Annotated in this window: 27 protein-coding genes; 15 read left to right on the plus strand and 12 right to left on the minus strand. The window is 43.9% G+C overall.

Annotated features, from left to right (window positions below; translation table 11 throughout):
* Positions 1 to 4 precede the first annotated feature (4 nt).
* The 6 genes from fabZ to YH65_RS04520 all read right to left on the minus strand — a co-directional run bounded on the left by fabZ (position 5) and on the right by YH65_RS04520 (position 5,862).
* A complete protein-coding gene (gene fabZ / locus YH65_RS04495; protein ID WP_046550818.1) occupies positions 5 to 454 on the minus strand; it encodes a 3-hydroxyacyl-ACP dehydratase FabZ in 450 nt (149 codons plus the stop codon).
* A 55-nt stretch (positions 455 to 509) separates the two neighbouring features.
* Positions 510 to 1,589 carry an epoxyqueuosine reductase QueH gene (locus tag YH65_RS04500; RefSeq protein ID WP_046550819.1) on the minus strand — a complete coding sequence of 360 codons (1,080 nt, stop codon included), beginning with the start codon at positions 1,587 to 1,589 and terminating at the stop codon, positions 510 to 512.
* The gene (gene lpxB, locus YH65_RS04505; RefSeq protein ID WP_046550820.1) at positions 1,583 to 2,641 is read right to left on the minus strand and encodes a lipid-A-disaccharide synthase; all 1,059 of its coding nucleotides are present in this window, start codon (positions 2,639 to 2,641) and stop codon (positions 1,583 to 1,585) included. Before lpxB ends, YH65_RS04500 begins: the two co-directional genes overlap by 7 nt.
* Before the next feature lie 49 nt (positions 2,642 to 2,690).
* Complete coding sequence (locus YH65_RS04510) at positions 2,691 to 3,377, minus strand: rhodanese-like domain-containing protein (protein ID WP_046550821.1); 687 nt, start codon at positions 3,375 to 3,377, stop codon at positions 2,691 to 2,693.
* A 46-nt stretch (positions 3,378 to 3,423) separates the two neighbouring features.
* Positions 3,424 to 4,353 carry a hypothetical protein gene (locus tag YH65_RS04515; RefSeq protein ID WP_046550822.1) on the minus strand — a complete coding sequence of 310 codons (930 nt, stop codon included), beginning with the start codon at positions 4,351 to 4,353 and terminating at the stop codon, positions 3,424 to 3,426.
* Between the two features lie 129 nt (positions 4,354 to 4,482).
* Entirely contained in the window at positions 4,483 to 5,862 is a 1,380-nt protein-coding gene (locus tag YH65_RS04520; protein ID WP_084722023.1) for a Na+/H+ antiporter NhaC family protein, read from the minus strand.
* A gap of 42 nt (positions 5,863 to 5,904) precedes the next feature.
* Here YH65_RS04520 and YH65_RS04525 point away from each other — a divergent pair, with 42 nt between their 5' ends.
* A complete protein-coding gene (locus YH65_RS04525) occupies positions 5,905 to 6,609 on the plus strand; it encodes a L,D-transpeptidase family protein (RefSeq protein ID WP_046550823.1) in 705 nt (234 codons plus the stop codon).
* On the opposite strand, the gene YH65_RS04530 is transcribed toward YH65_RS04525, so the two are convergent.
* The 3 genes from YH65_RS04530 to YH65_RS04540 are packed head-to-tail and all read right to left on the minus strand — an operon-like array spanning position 6,610 to position 9,558.
* Entirely contained in the window at positions 6,610 to 7,047 is a 438-nt protein-coding gene (locus tag YH65_RS04530; protein ID WP_046550824.1) for a hemerythrin domain-containing protein, read from the minus strand.
* Positions 7,048 to 7,101: 54 nt separating this feature from the next.
* Positions 7,102 to 8,580 carry an alpha/beta hydrolase gene (locus YH65_RS04535; RefSeq protein ID WP_052746090.1) on the minus strand — a complete coding sequence of 493 codons (1,479 nt, stop codon included), beginning with the start codon at positions 8,578 to 8,580 and terminating at the stop codon, positions 7,102 to 7,104.
* A gap of 15 nt (positions 8,581 to 8,595) precedes the next feature.
* Complete coding sequence (locus YH65_RS04540) at positions 8,596 to 9,558, minus strand: energy transducer TonB (RefSeq protein ID WP_084722024.1); 963 nt, start codon at positions 9,556 to 9,558, stop codon at positions 8,596 to 8,598.
* Between the two features lie 86 nt (positions 9,559 to 9,644).
* On the opposite strand from YH65_RS04540, the gene hemL reads away from it, so the two are divergent.
* The 7 genes from hemL (at position 9,645) to YH65_RS04575 (ending at position 16,798) form a co-directional block, all read left to right on the plus strand.
* Complete coding sequence (hemL, locus tag YH65_RS04545; RefSeq protein WP_046550826.1) at positions 9,645 to 10,937, plus strand: glutamate-1-semialdehyde 2,1-aminomutase; 1,293 nt, start codon at positions 9,645 to 9,647, stop codon at positions 10,935 to 10,937.
* Between the two features lie 8 nt (positions 10,938 to 10,945).
* Positions 10,946 to 11,407, plus strand: a complete 462-nt coding sequence (locus YH65_RS04550) for a YchJ family protein (protein ID WP_046550827.1) — start codon at positions 10,946 to 10,948, stop codon at positions 11,405 to 11,407.
* Positions 11,408 to 11,586: 179 nt separating this feature from the next.
* The gene (locus tag YH65_RS04555; protein ID WP_154806465.1) at positions 11,587 to 12,246 is read left to right on the plus strand and encodes a hypothetical protein; all 660 of its coding nucleotides are present in this window, start codon (positions 11,587 to 11,589) and stop codon (positions 12,244 to 12,246) included.
* Between the two features lie 108 nt (positions 12,247 to 12,354).
* Entirely contained in the window at positions 12,355 to 12,897 is a 543-nt protein-coding gene (locus YH65_RS04560; protein ID WP_046550829.1) for a hypothetical protein, read from the plus strand.
* Entirely contained in the window at positions 12,894 to 13,550 is a 657-nt protein-coding gene (locus tag YH65_RS04565; protein WP_046550830.1) for a hypothetical protein, read from the plus strand. Before YH65_RS04560 ends, YH65_RS04565 begins: the two co-directional genes overlap by 4 nt.
* 12 nt (positions 13,551 to 13,562) lie before the next feature.
* Positions 13,563 to 16,268, plus strand: coding sequence for a vWA domain-containing protein (locus tag YH65_RS11205; protein WP_084722025.1), 2,706 nt, complete (start codon positions 13,563 to 13,565; stop codon positions 16,266 to 16,268).
* 14 nt (positions 16,269 to 16,282) lie between these two features.
* Positions 16,283 to 16,798: a hypothetical protein gene (locus YH65_RS04575; protein ID WP_046550831.1), complete on the plus strand. Its 516-nt coding sequence runs from the start codon at positions 16,283 to 16,285 to the stop codon at positions 16,796 to 16,798.
* A gap of 399 nt (positions 16,799 to 17,197) precedes the next feature.
* Here YH65_RS04575 and YH65_RS04585 read toward each other — a convergent pair whose 3' ends face one another.
* Together YH65_RS04585 and YH65_RS04590 are read right to left on the minus strand one after the other, a co-directional pair.
* Positions 17,198 to 17,857, minus strand: a complete 660-nt coding sequence (locus YH65_RS04585) for a YeeE/YedE thiosulfate transporter family protein (RefSeq protein WP_046550833.1) — start codon at positions 17,855 to 17,857, stop codon at positions 17,198 to 17,200.
* Positions 17,857 to 18,360: a YeeE/YedE thiosulfate transporter family protein gene (locus tag YH65_RS04590; RefSeq protein ID WP_046550834.1), complete on the minus strand. Its 504-nt coding sequence runs from the start codon at positions 18,358 to 18,360 to the stop codon at positions 17,857 to 17,859. Before YH65_RS04590 ends, YH65_RS04585 begins: the two co-directional genes overlap by 1 nt.
* 154 nt (positions 18,361 to 18,514) lie before the next feature.
* Between YH65_RS04590 and YH65_RS04595 the strand changes: the two genes are divergently transcribed.
* The 4 genes from YH65_RS04595 (at position 18,515) to YH65_RS04610 (ending at position 21,762) form a co-directional block, all read left to right on the plus strand.
* Positions 18,515 to 18,823 (plus strand): AtpZ/AtpI family protein, encoded by a 309-nt coding sequence (locus tag YH65_RS04595; protein WP_046550835.1) that lies wholly within the window; start codon positions 18,515 to 18,517, stop codon positions 18,821 to 18,823.
* 133 nt (positions 18,824 to 18,956) lie between these two features.
* Positions 18,957 to 19,505, plus strand: a complete 549-nt coding sequence (locus YH65_RS04600; protein ID WP_046550836.1) for a hypothetical protein — start codon at positions 18,957 to 18,959, stop codon at positions 19,503 to 19,505.
* Between the two features lie 26 nt (positions 19,506 to 19,531).
* Positions 19,532 to 20,245: an N-acetylmuramoyl-L-alanine amidase gene (locus YH65_RS04605; protein WP_046550837.1), complete on the plus strand. Its 714-nt coding sequence runs from the start codon at positions 19,532 to 19,534 to the stop codon at positions 20,243 to 20,245.
* Positions 20,245 to 21,762, plus strand: coding sequence for a sodium:solute symporter (locus YH65_RS04610; protein ID WP_046550838.1), 1,518 nt, complete (start codon positions 20,245 to 20,247; stop codon positions 21,760 to 21,762). Before YH65_RS04605 ends, YH65_RS04610 begins: the two co-directional genes overlap by 1 nt.
* Here YH65_RS04610 and YH65_RS04615 read toward each other — a convergent pair.
* On the minus strand, positions 21,744 to 22,289 hold the full coding sequence (locus tag YH65_RS04615) for a hypothetical protein (protein ID WP_046550839.1): 546 nt from the start codon (positions 22,287 to 22,289) through the stop codon (positions 21,744 to 21,746). The genes YH65_RS04610 and YH65_RS04615 overlap by 19 nt on opposite strands.
* A 140-nt stretch (positions 22,290 to 22,429) precedes the next feature.
* On the opposite strand from YH65_RS04615, the gene YH65_RS04620 reads away from it, so the two are divergent.
* Genes YH65_RS04620 through murU form a run of 3 tightly spaced genes read left to right on the plus strand, consistent with a single transcriptional unit; the run spans position 22,430 to position 25,168 of the window.
* On the plus strand, positions 22,430 to 23,509 hold the full coding sequence (locus tag YH65_RS04620; RefSeq protein ID WP_046550840.1) for an anhydro-N-acetylmuramic acid kinase: 1,080 nt from the start codon (positions 22,430 to 22,432) through the stop codon (positions 23,507 to 23,509).
* Positions 23,502 to 24,449 carry an aminoglycoside phosphotransferase family protein gene (locus YH65_RS04625; RefSeq protein WP_046550841.1) on the plus strand — a complete coding sequence of 316 codons (948 nt, stop codon included), beginning with the start codon at positions 23,502 to 23,504 and terminating at the stop codon, positions 24,447 to 24,449. Before YH65_RS04620 ends, YH65_RS04625 begins: the two co-directional genes overlap by 8 nt.
* Positions 24,450 to 24,499: 50 nt before the next feature.
* Positions 24,500 to 25,168, plus strand: coding sequence for an N-acetylmuramate alpha-1-phosphate uridylyltransferase MurU (murU, locus tag YH65_RS04630; RefSeq protein WP_046550842.1), 669 nt, complete (start codon positions 24,500 to 24,502; stop codon positions 25,166 to 25,168).
* The last annotated feature ends 4 nt before the right edge of the window (positions 25,169 to 25,172 follow it).

The following is a 25,172-nucleotide window of genomic DNA, read 5'->3' on the forward strand; positions in this document are numbered from 1 at the left end:
CTTATTATTGATCGACAAGCATAGCTTTAAGTTCAGCTTGGGCAACCAGTTTATCTTCTACATAGGCTTTTGCATCAAATTGCCATATCGTCCCTTTGCTTTTCATTACAGAGATCCTGTAGACAAGTTGATCACCGGGTGTCACCGGTGCACGGAATTTTGCTTTGTCTATACTTAAAAAATAGACTACTTTCTCTTTGATCTCCTCTGCATTGATACTGCTTACACTTTCAAAAGCAAGTAAGCCGCCGGCCTGTGCCATACCTTCAATGATCATGACACCTGGATAAATGGGATGATTCGGGAAATGGCCCTGGAAAACAGGCTCTGAGATAGAAACATTTTTATATCCTTCCACATACTCACCCACCTTCATGTCAGTAATTCTGTCTACCAGTAAAAATGGATATCTGTGAGGTAGTATTTTTTGAATTTCGATAACATTATATTGCACGTAAAACCTTTTTGGAAAATTTCATTATTTTATCCAAAAATTAGTAAGAAGTGGTTTACAGTACTATAAGTACTTCTTTTACATCACTGTAGGTTTGACTTTGGCAAAGTATTTCAATTTTGTTTTGAGGTATTGTTTCCACTACCAGTATAGCCGAAAGATCATAAGGTGTCATACCCAGTTTTGCACGTAGTTTCAGCTCTTTTTCAAAGTGGGGAGGATGAAAGATAAGTGCAGTGATATTTGCATAATCTGTCTTGGAAAGCCGGTTGTATTCTGCAAGTGTTATGAACTTTACCTCATCACGGTTCATATGATGAACCTGATTTATGTTATACTCTATTTTCCCTCGTGTATACTCACCTTTAAGTGTAGAATAGGGCAGAAAGTGGGCAGGTATCACTGTTTTTCTTACACGTAGCAAACCCATTGTTAAACGCCAGTTGAGAAAACGTTGTTTGATGATCTTGTAAGGGATATTCTTTTCTTCAAGTTCCCAACGTTTTTCATATATTTCTATGCGTTCTTCGATGGATTCTGGCTGTATCTGTCCGGAGACAGGTACAAAGAGTTCATCAGCGAGTTTCTGCTGTTGATCGCGTTGCATGCTCAGTCCAAAAAGGCATCCGCAGTAGTCCTGACGATAGAGAGCATCTTCTTTTGCCAGAATATTCTGTTCCTGTGTTCCAGAGGCTTTTCTGTAATCCGGTGCAATAAATTTGATACCGAATTTTTCTGCCAATGCATCGCCGGCATGCTGAAGCTGTCTGAGGGATTTCTTGGGAGAAGTCAACAGGGTGGAAGTAAACACATTTTCACCCAGTTCGCTCGCTTTTTGCGCCGTCACTTCAAAACGCCTGTCGAAGCAGACAGAACAGCGTGCCCCTTTTTCAGGCTCATGCTCCAGTCCACGGACGGCCTCCAGCCAGTTCTCTATATCATACTCCCCCTCTATCAGGTCGATCCCCAGTATTTTACAGCTTCTTTTTACATCGAGCAGACGCAGATAATACTCGGAATAGGGGTGAATATTGGGATCATAGAAAAAACCTGTGAGTTTTTCATTGGGGTAGTCCGCCTGCAGTTTCTGGAGAAAGTAGTGGCTGTCTACAGAGCAGCAGATGTGGACTAGCATTTTTCATTCCTCATTAAAATCTTGGCGACATTTTCGCTGCTGCCGTGCCCAAGATATTCTCTGAGCTCTTTTGCTTTTGCAGCGAATTTTTTTCGGTCGGTATTGTAGTATTCTTCGAGCAGGTTGCCAACCGTGACCTCTTCCTGCAACAGTTCGTTGTGCAGGGTTGTACCGTTGTAATGCGAGAGAATGATATTCGCAAGGCCTATCTGTGTGATACCCAGAATTTTGAAAGCGATGAAGTAGTCGATTTTCTTTGCAATGTAGGCAAGGGTGAACGGTGTACCAATGAGTGCAGCTTCCAGTGTAGCCGTGCCCGAACAGATGAAGGCGAACTCCGAACGTTTGAGAGCATCATGCGTGTCTCTTGTGATCTCGAATGCATCAATCCCCTCGTAAAGTTCTGCGATCTTCTCGTTGCTGAAGGAAGGCGGGATGACGAGCAGCGGCCTGATTTCACTGCCCAGCTTTCGTCTGAGCTCCAGGAAGACAGGCATCAGACGGCTGATCTCTGCTTTACGGCTTCCCGGCATGAAGGCAATGCACCCTTTGGTCTTTTCATCACTGCGCCCTACATTGATTTCGTCAAGCAACGGATGGCCGACATACTGCGCTTTACCACTCTTATAGTAGTCTATCTCAAAGGGAAGGATTCCAAGGAGATGATCACAATACTTTTCAAGTTTTGCCACACGTTTGGGACGGCTTGCCCATACTTGTGGGAGGATGTAGTAGATGATCTCTTTGTCCGGGTAAGCGGTTTTAAGCTTTTTTGCCAAAGGAAGGTTGAATCCCGAACCATCCATCAGCAGCACTTTATCAGCATCTTTGGCAAGTGCTACCATTTCATCGGCTACCTTAAAGAACCATCGCAGTTTTTTGACGGCATCCACCACACCCATGATCGCCATCTGTGAGATGTCGTACAGAGGTGTACCGTTCTCTATGCTTTTGTCAAAGATACCCATGAGTTCTATATCGCGGGTATGCTTGAGTACCTCTTTCAGATGCAGGTTGGATGATGGCTCAAGGGCTGATACAAGTAGTTTCACGATGTGCTGTCCTCAGGGTAGATTTGCCGTATTTTAGCACAGGGCATCTCTATTTAGCCCTTGTTGAGGTCATTCCCAGTGTCAGCCAGTCATGCATGCCGCCTCTGTACCATTTGATCTTTTTTGCGGGATATCCGAGTTTCAGAAGATGCTCTATCATCTTGGGTGACTGGCTGCACCATGCTCCGTTACAGAAAAGAACAATGATTTTTGCATTTGAAAAATCGTATTGACCATTCTTTTGGATGATTCCGAGAGTTTTGAGTGCTTTTTGAAAGGCTTTGGGAAAAAGATTGGCTTTGGAGATGTCAAGATGTGAGATGTTGACAGCTCCCGGGATTGTACGATAGCGGTACCAGTTTTCCATTCTTGTATCGATCAGCAGCATGTCATCACGGTCCTGCATGGTCTTGATGAATTTCATCACTTCCATCTCACCGTAGGTTTCAACATCCGGGTGCAGTTTCATGGGTTGTACCTGCCCGGCACTGGTCACGAACATTGCTTTGCACTCTTTCGGAACGGAAGGATTCGCGTAGCTGCCTTCCCATATCATTTCATTCGTGATCGCAAGATCGAGGCATTTAGGATCGATCTCTCTTTCTATATGGATCTTCTCGTTTTTAGCATTTTTGTCTGTGTACTGTGCTCTTACACCTGTATATTGATATACTCTGAGATTCTCTGCTAAAAGAGGTAAGAAGAGAATAGAAGCCGAGAGGATAAGATGTTTCATGATTCATTCTTTAATATATTATAAAATGATATTAACAAAGAATAGTTTACTGATAGTTAATATATCTTGGCATTACTTTGATTCTGGACCTTCCAACCGGTTTCAGTCCAAGGACCTGCTCGGGTGTCATAAGCGGTTTGTCTTCTCTGAAAAAAAGTTTGAATCCTCCGGCAAATTGTGCAGCACGTTTTTTCGTGTAGATTCCATTGTATATCTTGACCTTCAGTGCCGGGGAGCCGTGTCCGTCAAGGTTCATCAACAGGTGAACCTTGTCATAATACCCGAGTACACTTTTATGGGAAAGCATCTTTTCCGTAAACATATGCACGATCAGTATTTTGTCTTGTTTGATACCGTGTTCTTTTAGGTAGTTGCTCATCAGTTTCTGTACTTGATTGACCTGTTCCCCCGTAATGGAGCCTATGACCCTTCCCGGCGGTACGTGTAGATCATCTACCGAGAATTCGGGATCCAGTGCAATGTGGACATTGTCATACTGCAGGAAATGCAGAACAGGCCTGATTGCCTGTGCAGGTGTTTTTTTTCCCAGCTGCAGGTCAAGGATCACGACAGCTCCATACTCTTTTGCCTTACGGATATAGGTGAGCAGTGTTTTTTTCGGAAGCGTACTGAGATAGTTCCTGTTGTACCCCGGGTTCTTTATGGCAAGATCATAGATAATATCTATTCCCGGCGTCACATGGTGTTTCTGCTTCAAAGCTTTTTCATATCGTTCTGCGTGTGCTCTGATCTTTTTAAAGAGTGTATCCGGGGAGTATTGGCCCAGTACGCCCAGTCTGGAAGTGCCCGGCCGTCCGTAGTAGGCCAGGATCATATCATATTCCGGTGGAAGTTTTTTCAGCTCTTCCTGTGCGTCCGCCGCTGCCGTTGAGGTCAAGAATGTGACGGATAAAAATACTGATGAAAGGACGACTTTATACAGTACATCAAGCAGTATGTTCTCAGATTCTTTCATTAAATATCACTTCTCTCTTCCGACACACAGCGCATAGAACTTCTTGTCCATATCGGTAACAAAATATCTCCCAAGTTCAAAATCGAAATACCACGCTTCATTTGAGTTTCCTTTGATTTTTAATATGGATTATAACAAAATCCAGCCCGCGAGCAAAAACGCCATGGCGGAGAGGGCACCGCCAATCAAAGCATAAGGTAGCTGCGTCCTGACATGTTCCACATGGTCACATCCCGCTGCCATGGAGGAGATGATGGTCGTGTCAGAAATGGGAGAAGCGTGGTCTCCGAAGATTCCTCCGGAGATCACTGCTGCAATAACAAGAGGGATGTCCACTCCCATGCTTGCGCCGAGTGCCAGGCCTATGGGCATCATGATGGAAAAGGTACCCCAGCTTGTCCCTGTAGAAAAAGCTGTGATGGCCGAAACGAGAAATACAAGCATAGGGATGAGTACAGGTGATATGTTCCCGCTGAGCAGATGGGCGAGGTATTTGGCTGTACCAAGATCACCGATGACTTTGCCGATGAAGAGTGCGAAAAGCAGGATCATGACAACAGGTATCATCTCTCCCAATCCTTCATAGAAGCCTTTGAAATACAGTTTATGCGAAATGATCCTCCCAAAAACATAATAGAAGTACATAAAGAAGAGTGTGACAATTACACCATAGTAAACAGATGTCGAGCCGGATCCTTTGAAAATGTCACCTTTTCCGGTCAGATAGAGTCCTGCAGGCACAGCCAGTACCATTACAATAATGGGCAGCAGCATCGGGTAGGGTGTGGGTTTGGCTTCGGTATGGAATTGGCTTTGATGATACGGGTGCGGCAGACTTTGTTTCATGGGACCAATGTCAAATTTGAAATATATCACGATAAGAACGATGATGAGTGTGAATATCGCATAAAAATTGTAAGGAATTGATGCGATGAGCAGTGTAACCGGATCTCCTGAAATAACATTTGTATCGACAGCTGAGACTATAAGGCCCAAAAGAAGCGCTCCCCAGCCATTGAGAGGGATGAGTGAACAGATAGGTGCAGATGTCGAGTCGCAGATATAGGCAAGTTTCGCTCTGCTGACACCATTTTTGTCACAGAGTGGTTTGGCCACCGTTCCTGCTATAAGAGAGGTAATGGATGACTCAATGAATATGATAACCCCTATGATATAGGCCAAAAGCATCGCTCCTTTGGGTGAGTCTATCTTCTTTGCTTTTTGACTGAGGTAGAGTACAAAACTGTCCACAGCTCCGGAGAGATTTAAAAGCTTGATAATGGCTCCTATCATGAGGGCAAACAGGAGGGTTTTAGTGATCCATCCCTCTGAGAAAAGAGAAACAATACCGTCAAAAAGTGCTGTGAAAGCCGTGAGCGGATCGTAGCCATTGAGTACCAAAAGGCCGGCAAAGATCCCTCCGACGAGCGAAACGATGACATCTTTTGTTATAATGGCCAAAAAGATCGTAAGCAGGGGTATTGCGATTGAGATGATTCCGTATTCCATAAAAAGTACCTGATCGTTAATGTATGAAAGGATTATAACACAATGAAAAAGATTTTACTTGCCTTGCTGCTTTTTGCCGCAACACTACAGGCAAAGCTGCCCGAAACGGAACAGCTGATCGTTGTGACGACAAAGAACTGGTCCACACCCAATGGCATGCTGCAGTGTTATGAGAAAAAAGAGTCCGTGTGGCAGAAGGTAGGCAAGCCTGTCCATGTGAAGCTTGGACGCAACGGCATAGGATGGGGCAGGGGACTGCACCGCATTCCCAAGGATGCTAAGATCATCAAGAAAGAGGGGGATGGAAAGGCGCCGGCCGGTATCTTCTCGCTCAAGCAGGCATTCGGCTATCATCCCTTTACGGTCAAGTATCCCTATAAGGTTTATAAAGAGACAGATCATTGCGTGGACGATGTCCATTCAAAGTTCTATAACAAGATCGTCGATAGCAGAAAGATCAAGATTGATTACAAGAGCAAAGAGCATATGAAGTTCCCTAAAAATTACTACAAATACGGTATCGTGGTAAATCATAACCACATAGACGAAGAAGGTGCTGTTCCCGGTGCAGGCTCCTGCATCTTCCTGCATATCAAAAAGGTACCGACTGCGGGATGTACGGTTATGAACGAAAGTGAAATGAAACAAATCATCAGATGGCTTGACCCAAACAAAAATCCGTTGTTGCTTCAGGGAACGGAGGGTGTTGTGAAAAGGTTGGGAAAAGGTCTTAGTCTTTTTCCATGATTATTCACCGTTAAGCTTTGAGTAGAGGTTAGATTCTTCAAGTGATATGCGTTGGGCGAGTATGTCCACAAGCTCTTTGAATGTAGTATGGAATTCCTTGTCAAGCGGTACATCCGGTTTAGAATATTTTGCCAGAAACTTCATGAGTGTTACTTTTGTCTGTCCAAAACTTGCAACGAAGTCTTCTACCATCCTCTGAGTCTCTTTATCGATCTTCTCCGCTTCCTCTTTCATCAATTTGAAGAGCTTCAGGTCTTCATCCATGACATGATCCACTGCAAGAGAATCCAGTTTTTTGAGTGCCTGCTTTGCAGCTTTTTCATCATTTGCTTCATAGGCTTCCAGGACTTTGGTAGCCAATGCTACTATTTCTTTATGTTCCTCTTCCCATTTATGGACAAGCTTCTGGTTCTTTGATTTAAACAGTGATCCGAACATGATAGGGTGTCCTCTCTTTTTTATTTTATTATAGCAGAAAAAAAAATAATTTTTTCATTTGCTTTGTCTCTCCAACCCTAAAAATGTCAATATTCTTTCTTCAGTATACTGATGAAAGGGGTTCCATCTCAGCCTCAGAAGGGCAGAAGGTGATATCTCCAATGCCGAAGCTTCCCCATAGTTGGACAAGTGTCCCAACTGGATACCCGGGCTTGCCGGGGCATTTTCATTACCGTAGAGAGGATCATCAGCCGGGATCGGCATCGCGAGATGTGAAAGAGAAAAAACTTTTTTTGGCCAGTGGAGGGGCAGATCTTTTGGTGTCGTATGATCTCTGATGAGCTGAAGGTCTCCCCGGCTTGAATTCATATCAGAGATAAGATCGAGTGTATAGTTGTTCCCTGTGGCACTTTTTAAAACGTCTATTTTTGCGGCGGTTTTTCTCTTGACAAGCATATTTTTGCTGAAATAATTGTTGATATCGAAGAGAACAAGTGTATGGTCGCCTTTGGGAAGACGTTTGTAGAGATGGTCTACCGTATCCGAAACGGTAACGGTATCGTCTATGATAGACTGGAAGGTAAGTACGGAGGGGAATGACTTACTGTGTAAGGTTTGTTTATCGTATGCATCGAACTGCTTTTGTACCTTTCTGCAGACACGATAGACCTGGTCAGCTGCATTGATAGCAAAAGAGTTGTATTTGAAGGGGTCGTACTCCGGAGCGATACTGTTCCATTCCATCTTGGGCAGTGAGAAGAGGTGGCCGATACGGCTTTGCCATACTGCAAAAGAGGCTGTTTTGCTGATGCCGATGGCAGGAGAGAAGAAAATGAGACTTGAGGGAAGTCTCAGTCTGTCGTCATTGAGTGCCTTGAATGTATAGTTGAGTGCCAGAGGTGCACCGGTTGAGTACCCTATGATGTGAATGGGCCTGTTGCCTACTTTCTGGCTGAGGCGTTTCATACCTATCTCCGTTGCGGCTGCCATATCCTGCCATTTGATGGAGGTGAGACCTGAAGGGATGGTACCGTGACCGGGCATGCGCATTGCCACGACCCAGACACCTTTTTCATGCAGGTATTTGGCCTGTGCATGCAGACTGTAGGGTGAATCCGACATGCCGTGCAGGAGCAGAACCCCCATCTTGGGATCGTCCACAGGCAGTTCAAAAGTCCTGTTCCAGTTTCTCGCCCAGCGTTTCGGGTCGGAGAGACTGTTTCTGGTGTAACGGTTTATGATACTTTGTTCTTCTATTGAAATTTTATCATACACTTTTGCATCAAGCTCTCTGAAAAGCTTCTTCTCCAGAGCAAGATACGATTCAAAATCATTCACCTTCGATTTTCTTGTAAACTCACTCTTGAGTTTTACCGTGTGCCATGTGGAAAGAGAAGGAAGGGATTGTATGTATAGTGTCAACAAAATGCCTGAAACGATCAATGTTCCGAGAAAAGAGAGCCAAACCAGCCAGGTTGCTTTACGTAAAATCCACCATGGAAGTTTGTACCAGATAGTATGCAGGAGACTCATAAATCGGACCTTTTTTTAATAGATGCTGTATTGTACATAGAAAGTGATCTTCGTTGTTGTTTTGGGATGAGGGTACTCTTTGTAGGCGATACGTATGACCTGCAGAGTATTTTCGTCCAGTGCTGTGTACCCGATGCGGCTTTGCAGATGCAGTCCTGTGATGTTCCCGTTGGGGTGCAGATAGAAGGTGACTACGTTGGTGCCTTCCTGGCGGGTTCTTACCGCTACATCGGGGTAGCCGTTCTGGATGAGTGTACGCTGGGTAATACGGTGTATGATACCGAGATTCCTTTTGATGAACTTTTTCTGTGTTGGGGTAAAGCTGTCGAACTCCGAACCGTAGAGCTGTTTGATCATCTGCGAACCGTAGTTGGGGCCGGAAGGCGTGCTTGGTGCCAGTGAAACGGAACGGCCTGAACCCATCAGTGCACCGGCCAGTCCTCTTTTGGGACGGGAAGGCTTTCTTGGTTTCTGCGGCCTGCTTTTTTTGACTATCTTTTTTTTGGGTTTTTTTTCTTTCTTTTTTAGTACTTTTTTGGGCTTTTCCTCTTTTTTGGCCACCTTGGTGACATTGTTTTCTTCATGCTCTTTTTTTTCTACTGTCAGACGCGCTTTTTCGTCAAGCACTTTTTTCTTGGCAACAGGTGTAGGCGTTTTTACCTGCTTTTTTTCTATGGGCTTTTTTTCAACAGGCTTGGGCTTTGGGGGTGTAACGGGTTTTGGTTTGGGATGTGGTGGTTGTGGCTGGACCGGCTGTGGTTTTGGCTGTGGGGGAATAGCAGGTTGGGGTGCCGGAGATGTTGGCGGTACAGTTTTGATCTGTTTGAGATTCAGTGAGATCTTCTTGGCCGGCGGCGGTGGCGGAGGGAACTTCATCTCTTTGAACGAGACAAAAAAGAGCAGAAAGATGAGCAGGTGAAGCAGGAGGGAGAGCAGCAGCCCCTCAAGTGTGCGTATAGTCCTCCCTCTGATCATCATTCTCTTTTTAGCCTTTTTTGCTTGGTATAGTCCTAAGTCCCTATAGTGTATAATCCCCGCAATTATACATAATGAGGATTAATACTATGGCATATGATAAAAGTATTGCGGCATTTGAAGAGGCTTACAAAGTTATTCCCGGAGGCGTAGACTCTCCTGTACGTGCATTCAGCGGAGTGGAAGGAACACCACCGTTCATAGAAAGAGGTGAAGGGGCATACCTTTTTGATATTGACGGGAACAGATATATCGATTATGTACAAAGCTGGGGTCCGCTGATCTTTGGTCATACCGATGCAGATATCGAAGCTTCAGTTATCGATTCAGTCAAAAAAGGACTGAGTTTCGGAGCACCGACAACAGTAGAGACGGAACTGGCTGAAGAGATCGTTTCCATGTTTGACAGTATCGACAAGGTTCGATTCGTCAGTTCGGGAACCGAAGCGGTCATGTCGGCGATCCGTCTGGCAAGAGGGGCAACGGGAAGGGACAACATTTTGAAGTTCACCGGATGCTACCATGGACACTCCGATTCGCTGCTGGTACAGGCAGGTTCTGGTCTTGCGACATTTGGTACACCGTCAAGCCCTGGAGTGCCTGCTGACCTGACCAAACATACGCTTTTGGCGACTTATAACGATATTGAAAGCGTTGAGAAATGTTTTGCGGACTCTCCGGAAGGAATCGCCTGTGTGATCATCGAACCGATCGCTGGAAATATGGGGCTTGTACCTGCGGATGAAACCTTCCTGCAACAGCTTAGAGCTCTCTGTGATGCACATGATACCCTGCTGATCTTCGATGAGGTAATGAGTGGCTTCAGGGCTTCCCTTAAAGGTGCACAGGGTATCACGACTGTGAAACCCGATATGGTGACTTTGGGCAAAGTTATCGGTGCGGGTATGCCTGTAGGTGCCTTTGGTGCCAGGGCGGAGATCATGGCGCAGCTCTCTCCCGAAGGACCGGTCTATCAGGCAGGAACACTTTCGGGTAATCCCGTAGCTATGGCGGCCGGGCTGACCAGTCTTAGAAAACTCAAAGCCAATCCGGCCATCTATGTCGAACTGGGGAATAGGGCCAAAAAACTGGTCGAAGGACTGAAGAGGGCGGCAGATTCCGTCAATGTACCTATGGTGACGGATGTGAGAGGTTCCATGTTCGGTTTCTTCTTCTCCGACAAGCCGGTCAGGAACTTTGCCGACGTGATGGAGAACGACCAGAAACTCTTTGCCAAATTCCATAAAGGGATGCTTGACCGCGGTATCTACCTTGCCTGCTCCTCTTTCGAAACAGGCTTCATCTCGACTGCCATCACTGATGAGATGATAGACGAGACGGTCAAAGCGGCTTATGAAACACTCAAAGAGATCAAAGCGTAAGTTTCCATATGCAACTATGTTACTGTAAAAGTGGATTGGAATTTTCAAAATGCTGCGAGCCCATCCTGCGTGTATTCGAACCTGCTCCCACTGCACTGGCGCTCATGCGTTCACGCTACTCCGCCTATTGTCTGGGTGACGTCAACTACCTGCAGGCGACCACGCATGACCATACCTGGAGCGATGAAGAGCTCAAGTTCATACAGGACTGGGCGGACAACAGCCACTGGCAGCATCTTGAGATCGTTGATCATGACGAAGATACGGTAGAGTTTAAAGCCTATTATATCTACGACGGTGTGCAGCACATGCACCATGAAAAGTCTGCATTTATGAAGGTCAACGATATGTGGAAATATGTGGATGGCGATATTTACGAGGACAAAGTGGACTTTAAGCGTAATGAAGTCTGCATCTGTGGCAGCGGTAAGAAGTATAAACGCTGCTGTGCGCAAAAGCTTAAATCCTGATTTCTGTATTATAGCAGATCAGGTTCTCGCTGAATATCCCAAGCTCTAAGCTGCCCCTTCTCAACCTCCTGTTTTATTCTAAAATAATACATTACATACAAATCTAAAAAAATTTGGCACACTTTTGGCACAATAATTTTGTATAATTTGAAAGTACCGATTTTAAGTGGGAGGTTAGCATGAAGAAAAGCTTGCTGTTACTTCTAATGTTTGTAAGCGTAAATATATATGCAGAAAACTGGAAGCATTTTGGACGTTCAAATCCTTCGCCCGAAGCATATGAACTTAAAAAGGGTGTTGCGTATATGGAGATGCGTCTCTACGAGGTGGACAAGAGTTATCACAAGGTTGTCAAGAAAGGTTACAAGGTCATTTGGAAGGCCTATCACAAACCGCTAAAAAGTTTTGATAAACAAGTGGTTAGAAAATTCAAGTCTGCCGCCCCAAACCTCTCTGCCGGGACAGACCTTGTAAAATACAGTATAGCATACAGGCTGGATGGTTCGGACAAACATTATTTCATTGCCAATGTATTTTACATTGATGTCAATGGAAAGATATGGCGAATGAATACCAAAAAAGACTTCCTGTCATATATCCTCCCCATCGACAACAGTGCTGACCTTTCCGAGGTCCTGTGGCTGAAATCATACTATGGACTAAAAAAATATCGTAAGGTCCCGGGAGGGTACGAGGTAATAGATGTAGAGAGTATTAATTTCGAAACAGATAAAAAGAAGTGCGGTGAATACACTTACAGAATTTTGATGGACAGAAACGGTCATATCAAAAAGAAGGTTCTTGTAAATTCAAAACATACACCATGTGCAGTAATATAAAAAAAGGAGAGAAAAAGAAATTAAAGATCTTGGGAATAGTGATAGTAATGATTCAGGCAGTACCAACTGTCTGTTTCCTGTATAAATGAGAGGAAGGAATATTATAAAATGATACAAAAAATATTATGGCGGTATACTGTAAATATTCATAGAAGTTTATTATTGTTTGTTTTTATATTGGCAATAAGTGAAATGCTTATAGGCAGTGAAAATAATCCCATTGAAGAACCTGATGCTTTTATTGTTAAAGTCGAGAAAAATCCTGCAATTTCCCGAGGAAAAATCGCTTTACTACAGGGAACTGCATCACCGGAAGGTACCTTATTCAAAGTACCCAGTCTGTCAATAGATCAGAAAGTAATGGTTCTTCTTTTAAGTAATGATCCAGCTGTTCCCGTCAATATGGAACTTCGCAAGTATCATTGGACGGCTCCCAGAAGGAAAGGTTCGACTAATAAAAAAGGAGAATACGTTGAATACCTCAGAACACAAGGTGACCTTTTTATCAAAGTATTTACATTGAAAGGTGAGCAGCCTTATCGTTTGGTCATATGGGTAGATAAACATACTCCACCTCCAATGTCACCAGTTCTAATTCCCAGAGATAGTAAACATCCAATAAAAACACAAAATTTAAGGAGTGTAAAATGATGAAATCAATCAATAGCATTTTTTTTAAAAATTTTACATATGCAAAAATAATAAAATTTCTTTTAATCATATTACCTGTATTTGCAAGTGGTGGGATACAGGATGTACTAAAATTACAGGGTTCATTTCCTGATATTGGAAAAATTAATGAATTTATCCAAAAAGGTGATAATTTTAAAAAAACGGCACCCTTGGATTCTCCTAGCGATGAAGATGCGCAACATAACTATAATCCTCCAGGGATGCCTACAATGCCCATTGCATGTGGAAATATGAAAAACAGTAATTGTGGAAGCTGCTATAAAAATGCCTATGAAAAAGTTAATGATTTACGCCGATACTTTGAACAACTACGTGCACTCTATGTGGAAACCGATGAATTTACAAAAGCCAGTGTTGCATTTGGCGACAGTATTGCCGGGTCTGTCGGAGTCGGTGGATTGCAATGGATACACGATCGAGAAAAAATTCAAAACTCTTTTAAACAATTTAAAAAAGCCTATAAAAAAAAATACAATGAATTACTGGGCAGGCTTGAACAGGTGCTGAAAGAGATCGCGCAGTGTGAGGAACAGTACTTTGGCAATAAAGACTGGTATAGCCGGTACGGGTTTATGTTTTTAAACTTTATGGCATTGCATTACGCCCGTTAAAGTAGTTTTACAATGAACTATTTCCGATACATTCTAATATTACTGGGGTTTCTCTTTGTGTCAGTTACCGTGTCGGCTCAAGTACCACGGACCGCTATAATATTTGATGCTTCAGGAAGTATGTGGGGAAAGATCGGGAACAAAACCAAAATTGAAATTGCAAAAAATGCACTTAGAGATGTAATAGAACATTGGGATCCCAATAGACCATTAGGGTTGACAATTTATGGTCATCGCAAAAAAGCCGACTGCAGCGATATCCAGACAGTTTTCCCTCTGGGCAGGATAGATAAAGAAAAAATACTTCATATTGTCAGTAATATCAGACCTAAAGGCAAAACACCCATTAGCCGTTCTCTGAAAAAAGTTGCTGAAGAGTTGGGCTATTTGACACATAGAGTTACACTTATCTTGATCAGTGACGGCAAGGAAACATGTGACAGTGATTCTCTGGATTCTATACGCAAACTTAAAGAACAGGGCTTGGGTATAGTAGTGCATGTCATAGGATTTGATGTAGATAAAGAGACTTCTGAACAATTAAAATCCATTGCCAAAGTAACAGGAGGCAGTTATACACCTGCTAAAAATGCAACTGCGCTTACTCAGGCTTTTAGAACAGTTGCCAAAGAGATACAAAAAGTAAAACCTCCTTCGCCTCCTGCAAAGAATTTAAAAATCACGGCAAGCGAAACACGAGAAAGCTCCTGGATACAGGCACTGCATATTATTTCTCCCATAGACTCCAATATTTCAAAAACAGAAACTACAAGCTGTATCTCTTATCCTAACCAGGCGTGCGGCCTCAAACTTCCTGAAGGTCGCTATAAATTAAGTACTGATTATAATCGCTATCACAAAGAAAAAGAAATTGAAGTTTATGAAAACAATATAACTGCTGTAAATGTAGTAACCGGAGAAACAGGCAAAGTTTCCATATCTGCACGAGAAGCTCAGAAAACTGCCAATATTCGTTTACATTACGGTATCTACTCTGCCAATGACAGTACATTGATCGTTAGTGGTGACACAACTGAAAAAGATGCAATTATAGAGAGACTTCCTGTTGGAAAATATCTTATCCGTTACAACCATTTTACTCTCAGTGGAGAGGTTCCATTTGACGTACTTAGTGGCAAAGTAACGCAACTTGATCTGATTACCGGAAAAACCGGCATAGTATCAATCACTGCAAGCGAAACCAAAAATACCGCGTGGGTCAATGCACACCATACTTTCCGATCCCTGAAAAGAAAAAAAGATATTGTTATGGAATGTGATTCTGAAAAAACAACCGCTTGCAAAGTACGTTTACCTATTGGAATTTACAGCGTTACTACAAGATACAAGGACCTATCAGTCGATACCATAATAGAAGTATCCTATGGTAAAAAACACATAAAAAACATTGTTTTAAAACCGACTGGGATTATCGAAATTTCAGCGAAAGAAGACATTAACAGTCAACCGATCCATGCTGCTTATGTGATTCGAAAAGCAGATAATAATAACACAGTGCTTGCAAGCGGACATACACCTGCAACTGTTGAACTTTTTGCAGGCAGATATATACTGATAACCGAGTACTGTACCTATAGACAGCAACTTACCTTTGTGATCAAAGCTGCAAAAAAACTTCCAATTGAAATTTACACAGGAAAGACAGGGTATCTCAGGCTCTCTTCATCTTTACATACAAACAGTAAAGCACTCAAAGCAGCTTATACGTTATATGATGAAAATAAAACAAAAATACTCTCACACCCTTCTTCTTGTGAAACAACACAAAACAATAAAACACTTTGGCAGCTTCCTATAGGAAAATATACGATCAAGGCTTACTATCCTCCATACGAACAAACAAAGCATGTTCAAATTACACAGGGGAAAACCGTCGATCTGCATTTTGTGATGGATCCTATCGGGACAGTAAAAATCAGTGCAGAAGAAGAGAACAGTCAAAGAAATATACAGGTAGATCACTCTATTTTTCGTGTGATCAACAATGAGATTAATGAAAGCAATGTATCTTATACCTGCCATACTGAAGGTATGTATAGTTGTGATATAAATCTCTCTGTGGGAAGATACCTGCTAATTTCTTCTTACAACCATTTTACAAAACATACATATTTTGACATTCATGAAAATGAAATACTTCCTTTACATATTGTTATGGGAGGTACTGGGAAGGTTAATATAACTGCTTACGAAATGTTGGGCGGCAACCCCATAAAGTCTGTAACTCACTATATTATGCAAAAGGAGGGTAATGTGAGTAAAAATATCACTAGTTGCTATAAAGACCTTCATTGTGTAAGACGTCTGCCTGTTGGAAAATACAGTGTCCGCAGCGAATACAATATATTAGAGAAAACTACTCCTTTTACCATAGAAGCTGCTAAAACAACTGGATTAGATGTCATTTTGGGAGCAGTAGCTCCAGTGAGAATCCGGGTGACAATTATGCCTACAAAAGATAAAGTCTCTGCAAACCATACCATTTATCATATTGATAACAGAAACCATCGTAAGGAGATTACAGAAATGTGCTGGTATGATAAAAAATCACAAAGTTGTACTATCAATTTGCCTATTGGTACCTATCTTCTGCAATCAACTTACAAGGGGATAAAAAAAGAAACACTTTTTGAAGTAAAAAACATAGATGAGAATCTTGTAAATGTCGTGCTGGATCTCGACTTGCCCAAAGAATAAAAAGGAATATGAAAATGAAGAAATCAGTAATAATAACAGCAATTTTGCTTGGAATAACTATTTCAGGTTGCGGTGCATCAGGAGATGCGTCAAACAGTAATGCCATAGCCAAAGAAGATGTCTGTACCTTACTGACAACGGCAGAGGTCTCAAACTTGGTAGGAGAAGCGGTCAATGAGGGAAAGCGTGATACAAAACATACCTATCCAAATGCTTCAGTCTGTACCTGGACATCGGTCAGTCACAATATGCCTCTTCTGACCCTGACCTACTATCTGCATACTTCTGCGTATGCCCTTGACCACTATGCACTACCCGGCAGTCAAATAAAAAAACTCAATGGAACATCCAATGAAGCCATTGCTGTTCTGGGAGTGAACAAAAAACTGTCCGAGGTTATAGCCAGAAGTGGTAACAATGCGGTTTTGCTTATGTCACTTTCTTTGGAAAGTAAAGAAGGAAGCAAGAACTGGAATAATGAGATCAAGTTAACAGACCTTGCAGCGCAGAGAGCTGAAAAAAAGAAGTAGGAGACCATAAAATCATTCTTTTAAAAATGCATCGATTTTTTTTTGTAGGCAGTCTTCGTACTCTTTTGTATAAAAGTGTTTTGCCCTCATATAGCTTCTGTAGCTTGTTTTGAAGCAGGTATTATGAAAGAGTTCGATGAGGTCACAATGGTCTTGCTTTCGTGCTCGGCATGTGTTTAATTGTTGTGTTTCTATTTGATGGCTCATTTTGCTGTCGGATTCCAGGTTATAGATGTATGAGACAAAAAAAATAATACCGACAATGACCACTGCTTCTTTATTCCACTTCATAAATACAGTATATCAAAACATCTTTGAACCCGGATTATGAAGTAAAAGATGATTTATCTATCAATATAGTAAGCTGCCAAATAGCGAAGCCACTGTATTGAAAAACAGTTAAACCCTGTCCGGTCTCTGGTCGTCAGGAAGTTTGGAGAGATCGGCTTCGTCGAACATTTCCACTTTTGGAATGACTATGGCGATAAGCGTCACTATGATACCGAAGATCAGCACCACAAGATGTTCATGTCCCGGGAAAAGTTTGGGGAGGGTGAGTTTACCTGCGCTTGTTCCCATCAACGGTTTGAAGAAGTCATCGTAATAGAGGGTGAAAACCAAGCCGCCGAGTAGTCCGCCGATAGCGCCTATAAGAACATCGATACGTCCTTCAGCGATGGAGACAGGTCCTGTTCCCGGGCATTTTCCGAAAATTGCCATAGATATACCGAAGAGTGTACCACCTATGATCAGCCCCTGCCAGATGATGGGTTTTACATGGTAGTGTGCCCATCCCGCTTCTATCATGAAATAGAGTGCAATACTGGTAAGGCCCACGGCAAGAAAGAGCATTTTAGGGACAATGGTGTCCTTCAGCATGGCAAATCCGGCGATCTTTTCGAATTTGTCGACACGGGTATACTGGATGATACCACCGAATATTACGCCGATCAGAAAGACCAGTGCAAGAGAACCGTGCCCCTGATGGATCACGTTTTCGAACATTTGTGCCAAGCGTGAAAAAAAGTCATCACCGGCAGTTTTAACTACGATATCCATTATTTCTCCTCTTTGTTATAGAAAAGTTTTCCCGTAATGAGCAGTGAGATCATGACCACGGTACCGAATATCATGGAAGAGATGGCCATCTGGCTCATGCCCGACATAAAGTGACCGCTGGTGCATCCGCCTGCCAGTCTTGCACCGATGATCATGACAAATCCTGCAAAAAAGCTCCATAGCAGTCTGGAGAGTACGGAGTTGTTCTTGTATCTCTTCCAGCCTGTCGGGATCAGGGAGAACCTGAAACTTTTTGTAATGAACACAGAGGTGACGAACCCGCCAAAGAGTGCTCCCATGAGCATCACGCCTTCCCAGGCACCGGGATTCTGTATCTCTTTGAGATAAGAGTACTTTTCGGGGTCAAGATCGAAGATGAGGTCTGCAAAGTAAGGTACATAGGTAGACGCGCCTATAGGTCTGTCCGCTCCGAATACGGAAAATGTCATCAGAAGAAGCATGGACATCAATATGCCGCCCATCCACCAGGGTAATCGAGCCATTGTAATCCTTTAATTGTGGTTTTTATTCCAATATTATAACAAAAAGATATCACATTTATAAAATTAAATTATTTTATGATTATGTACATTTTTTTTGAAAGAGTGATATAAAGTACGGTTTTGTTATACTTTCAACAATTACAAGGATAAAAATATGCAAAGAAAAGAAGATGATCCGAAATTCAAAAAGATCGTAGATGCCGCTGACGGACTGAGCCTGGGTATCTCTATAGTCGTGGCCGTGCTGATAGGGGTTGGTATAGGGCTGGGGTTGCAGAAACTTACCGGTGCGATGTGGACACTTTGGATAGGTGTCTTTGTCGGCATAGCTGCAGCGGTTTTGAATGTCTATAAAGCCTATGATAAGCAGAAGAGGTCACTGGATGAACTGGCGAACGATCCGCGCTATAGACATCAAAAAAAATATACGGCAGACGATGATGAGGATGAGAACCGTAAATAAAAGCAAACTGCTTTGCTTTTATAGGTTCGGAACCGGAGTGGTGCCCTGACCAACGGGAGGAAATGCCCTTGGGGTGCGAAGCAGAGCGTAGCCACGAAGGATAAACAATCAAAATAAAAAGATATATTTCAGCATGAAAAATACAAACCTAAAAATACTCAAACTTCTCATTACGGCGGATCTCCTTCTTGCAGGGGTCTCCTTAATATTTTTTGATATAAAAACACTTTGGAATACTCAGATAGGTTTCATCTCCGCAACACTCGTGATGATCGCTTCGATGATAAGCTACCGCCGTATGGTCAATACAAGAGTTGAAAATGAAGTGATCACAACGGATATCGATAAAGATGTCATCGATAAACTTGAAGACCCCTATGACCTCTACAGTGAGGAGATCAAGGCTGAAGAGAGTGATGAAAAGGAGTTTGCAGAAGTCGTCAAAGAGGAGAAGAAGAAACTCAAAGAGAATAAACGCACACTCTTTCAGGTACTCAAAGATACCAAAGCGGCGCTTTCCATCTATCGGCTCGGAGCGTATGCTGTGCTGATACTGGGATTTCTCTATCTGCACAGACACGGACTGCTGCATATGCCGAGCTATGTCATCGCACTGGGACTCCCTCCTGTGATCATTGTGACGATCCTTATTCGCAATAAAAGTCAAGATGCGGTAGAATAGAACATCTCAGAGAAGGGAATATTTCCATGACAAAAACTATATTGGGCGCACTTGCGTTGTTGATACTGGCTTTGCAGCCTGTACAGTCTGACAATTTCAAATGTTCTACAAAACCCATCCAGCCACCTTTGCATATTATAGACAAACCTATTGATTTTGGCAAAGAACGTGTCAATATGACCAAAGCGTACATCAGGCAGCATTATGGGAAAAAAGTGAAGAATATTACCATTACCCCCCGTATCATCGTACTGCACTGGACGGCGGAGATGGATCTCAAAAAGTCCTTTAACCGGCTTAAACCGCAAAGACTGCTGACAGACAGGAAAGACATCGCCAAAGCTTCGGCACTCAATGTCTCCGCGCAGTTTCTCGTGGACCGTGACGGGACCATCTACCGTTTGATGCCTGAGAACTGGATGGCGCGCCATGTCATTGGCCTGAACTATTCAAGTATCGGCATAGAGAATATAGGAGGAAAGGGGAACAAGGCAGAAGACCTTACCCCTGCGCAGCTGCGCTCCAACATCGCACTGGTGCGTTACCTCAAGGCAAAATACCCAACTATAAAATACCTGATAGGCCACTATGAGTACAGACAGATGGAGCATACTTCTCTCTGGCTTGAGAAGGACAAAGGCTACCGAACGGTCAAGAACGACCCGGGCAGGAAGTTCATGTCCTCTGTACGAAAAAATGTAAAAGACCTGCATCTGAAGATGCCTCCCCGAGGCAGATAATGCATTCGGCTTTCTCCACGCTGGACTGGGCGGTCTTTTCTTCATATTTTTTGGTATTAATCGTTACATCCGTTCTTTTAAGCCAAGGAAAGATCAGAAATACCCGAGACTATTTTGTAGGAAGCAATACCGTTCCGATGTGGGCTGCAGCTATCTCGGTACTGGCCACTTCGCAGTCGGCAGCCACCTTTCTGGGCGGCCCGGAATACGCCTATAGCAAAGATCTGACCTTTATCGGATTTTACCTCTCTGCCTTTTTGGCTGTTGTGTTTGTGGCCAAAGTGCTCATTCCCCGTTTCTATGCCATTAAAGCTGTGACAGTTTATGAACTGCTTGAGAAGCGTTACGGTGCATCTGCAAAGAAGCAGGCTGGTGTCATGTTCCTTGTAGGGCGCCTGTTTGCTTCGGGAGCACGGCTGTACATAGGGGCGTTGGCCATATCGATGATCCTTTTTCTGGATATTGCAGCCGCTCATGTGGCCATTTCCATTGCCGTTTTGATGCTGGGTGCACTGGCCTATGTCTATTTTGGCGGGGTAAAGTCGGTCATTTTTTCCGATATTATTCAGGCAGCCACCTACATCGGGGCAGGGATTGCGGTACTGATCTACCTCTATATGAGTATGAATGCCGATATGGGTACGATCGTCTCGACACTGCAGGCAGAGCACAAACTCAAACTGCTTGACTGGTCTTTGAGCGGCGGATTCTCGGTCTGGGCACTGCTTGGCGGATGGCTGCTGTTGAACATCGCTGCCTATGGGCTGGACCAGGATATGACGCAACGGGCTTTGACCTGTAAAGATACCAAAGAGGCGCAGAACTCCCTGATGTTCTCGATCTATATGACGATCCCCGTGGCTATTTTGTTCCTGTGTATAGGGCTGCTGCTTTATCTCTTCTACCAACACCCCGAACTCTCTGGACTCAATACCGAAGTGGTACAGAAATTCGACGGTGAGAAGATCACGATATTCATGTACTATATTTTGCATGAGATGCCTGAAGGGATGCGTGGACTGGTGACGGTCGGAGCGGTTGCTGCGGCCCTCTCTTCCTCCAACTCCGTATTGGGTGCCATGTCTTCCGTGGCTATTGAAGACCTTTATAAACCCTGGAAGCGCAAAAGAAGTGATGTGGATGAGATGCATTTTGTCAAAGCGGGCAGGGCGGCTGTATTGCTCTTTGCCGTGGCCCTCTCGGCTATGGCGATGATCAGCTACTACTGGCAGCGCTACACCGAACTGCCGCTGCTCAGTTTTGCGCTGGGTGTCATGGCTTTTGCCTATACCGGACTGTTGGGGGTCTATGCTGCGGCCATATTTACCAAACGCGGCAGTGCAACAACCGTACCGCTTTCTCTTATAGGCGGTTTTATGACCGTACTTCTGCTTCAACCCTATGTACTGGGTGCCGTGTTCGATTTCAAGCTTGGGTTTGCATGGCAGATACTCATAGGAACGATCGTAGCGTTTGCCATTATGATGACAGGCAGGAGTTACCTGCAGAAGCCATAATACCGATAGTTTGCCGGTGGATAGAAAAGTCTGTCGAACAGTCCCTTTCCTCTTACTCTGTCACGGTAGGTATAAAATCTGTCATAACGATAGAACACCCCTTCAAAGAAATAGCCGTAACGGTTGAAGTAGCCGTAGTAGAATCCGTTACGGTCATAAAAAGCCGCCCGATCATAACGATAGGCTAAGTTCCAACCTCTTTTTGGATGTCTGTGTCCTCGTGCAAATACTCTGCCGTAGTACGGAGGTATACGGTAATAGTAAATATCTGTATAATAACTTCTTCTACTATATCTGCCAAGGGTATGTTGGCCAGGATATTTTCCGCGATAATAGCTTCTATGGCGTTCAAATTCGGATTTTGAATTGAATTCCCTTTGTTTTGCTTCATGCAAGGTTAGTTTTCTGTCAAGCTGCCGAATCTTTGTTTCACTCATGTGCTGCGGTTCTTTCTGGGCATACAGCAGGGTACTGCCAAGAAAAACAAAGCCGATGACGGCAAGTAGTTTGAATATGGTCTGTTTCATTTCTGACTCCTTAAATTGTAGATAGGCAATTATAAAACAACTTTGTGGAGATTTTGTGATGCCATCGTGGAGTTATTGTGAAGAGGAAGAGGGCGTAAAGTATGCTAAAATACACTGACAGATCACCTTACAGGAAAAAGATGAATAAAGAACACTATATCGGTATTATGTCGGGTACATCAATGGATGGCGTGGATGTGGTGCTGTGCGAAATAGACAAGCAATCCTGCCTGCTCAAAGCATCTCTTGAGTATCCGTTCCCTTCTGATCTGAAAGATGAGATGCATTCGATGATCAGCGGGGAGTGTACTCTTGCCGAAGTCGGCACAGTAGATGTCAGACTGGCAATACTTTTTTCCGATGCGGTCAATACCCTGCTGGAACAAGAGCATATAGACCCCCAAAGTATCAAAGCTATCGGTTCGCACGGACAGACACTTTGGCATGAACCCGAGGGAATGTACCCTTTCTCCATGCAGTTGGGAGACCCTTCTACGATCACGGTCAGGACCGGCATCAAGGTCGTAGCAGATTTCAGACAGAAAGATATGGCACTTGGAGGGCAGGGGGCACCTTTTGCTCCGGCGTTCCATGCCTTTCTTTTCGGGAATACAGAAGCCACAGAATCTTATGTAAGCATTTTGAACATGGGGGGCATGGCAAACATCACTGTTTTGGGAAAAACACTCTTGGGCTACGATACAGGCCCGGGAAATGTGCTGATGGATATGTGGATCGCAGAGCATAAAGATGTTACTTATGACAGAAACGGTGAATGGGCACGAAGCGGAGAGGTGATCTACCCGCTTTTGGAGGCAATGCTGGAAGACCCCTACTTCTCTCAGCCTTACCCCAAAAGCACAGGGAGAGAAAAGTTCAATAAATCCTGGCTTGAAAAAGGTCTAAATCCAACATTACAGCCGCAGGATATACAGCGTACATTGTTGGAACTGACCGCTATCAGCATCTCCAATGAAGTGCTGAAATTCAATCCTGACCTGCTGATGCTCTGTGGTGGCGGTGCAAAGAACAGTTTTCTAGTGGAGCGACTGGCAGCTTTGATGCCGAATATACAGGTTGGTGTCATGGAAAACGCAGACACACTTGAAGCGATGACCTTCGCCTGGCTGGCGTACAAACGCCTGCACAATGAACACGTGGATCTCAAAGATGTGACGGGAGCAAGGCGAAATGCCGTTCTTGGAGGTGTCTATGTATAAGATCAAAGTATGGCTCGAGAGTATCGGCTGGGGGGATTGGGAGATCGAAGTGGCTTCAGCCGATGCAAGTTTCAGGTCCTACTACAGGCTTAAAAGACAACGTCATGCTGAGACGTTTATCCTTATGGACAGTTCTTTGATGCCTGAAAGCCTGCCTCCTTTCGTAGAGATGAATGAAAGACTTAGTGCAGTTGATGTACATGTACCTTCTATCATAGTAAAGAATATTAAATTAGGATACCTGATACTTGAAAACTTTGGCAGTACCCATTATCTTGATGTGCTGAATGAGGACAATTATCGTGAACTTTATATGAAAGCCATCGATGAGATCGTCAAAATGCAGAGGGCAGACACAGAGGGATTGCCTCTGTACGACAGAACGTTCCTCCTGTTTGAAATGGATCTGATGGAGGAGTGGTACCTCGGTAAATATTTACAAATATCAATTTCTGAGGATCAGCAGAAAATTATCAGAGAGACGCTGGATATTATAGCTGACACGGTACTGGAACAGCCGCAGGGTGTTTTTGTGCACCGTGATTACCATTCAAGGAATATCATGCTGGCACCCGGCAACGAAGTGGGTGTGATTGATTTTCAGGATGCAAGAGCAGGGGCGGGCACCTATGATCTGGTCTCCCTTCTGAAAGACTGTTATATCGAATGGCCCAAAGAGGCGGTGGAAGAGTTGGCTCTATATTATAGAGACCAGGCAGGATTGAATGTGGATGATGCAGCATTTTTGAAGTGGTTCGACTTTATGGGGTTGCAGCGGCATATCAAGGTACTGGGGATCTTCTCTCGGCTTTCCCTGAGGGATGGGAAAGACGGATATCTGAAGGATATACCGTTAACATTGAAGTATGTGCTGGAAACGGCTTCCAGGTACCCGGAGACTCAGGATTTGGCTACAATGTTAAAGAGTTTAGCTGATTGATTAATGGGATTGTAGGGTGCGTAACTACGCACTGAAAGGAAGTTTATATTATGAAAGCAATGATACTTGCAGCCGGCCTTGGAACACGTATGCGCCCTTTGACGGACCACACCCCTAAACCACTTTTGGAGGTAGGAGGTATTCCTCTGATCGTTTGGCACCTTGAGCGTCTTGAGCATGACGGTTTTAGAGAGGTTGTCATCAATGTAGCGCACCTGGGGTACAAGATAAAAGAGGCTTTGCGCGACGGTTCCGAGTGGGGTGTGCATATCTCTTACTCCGATGAGCAGGAAGAGGGGTGTCTGGAGAGTGCCGGGGGGATCATCAAGGCTTTACCTCTGCTTGGTGAGGATACTTTTTTAGTTGTGAACGGAGATATCTTTACCGATTATGATTTTGATTCCAGGAAAGGACTCCCTGAAGGTATTTTGGCGCATCTTGTGCTGGTACCCAACCCCGAGCACAATCCTGAAGGAGACTTTGCCCTGCTCGAGGGAAAAGTGGTCGATGCAAAAGAATATACCTTTGCGGGTATAGGGTACTACTCTCCGAAACTCTTCGAAGGTGTTCCCTATGGGAAACGCAGTATCGTCCCGCTTCTCAAAGCAGCTATGAAAGAGGGAAGGGTCACGGGAGAACTCTATGAGGGAGAGTGGCTTGACATCGGTACGCCTGAAAGACTTGAACTCTTGAATGCCCAGCTTTTCAATAGTAATTAAATCT

It is taken from the genome of Sulfurovum lithotrophicum (genome assembly GCF_000987835.1).
Lineage (GTDB): Bacteria > Campylobacterota > Campylobacteria > Campylobacterales > Sulfurovaceae > Sulfurovum > Sulfurovum lithotrophicum.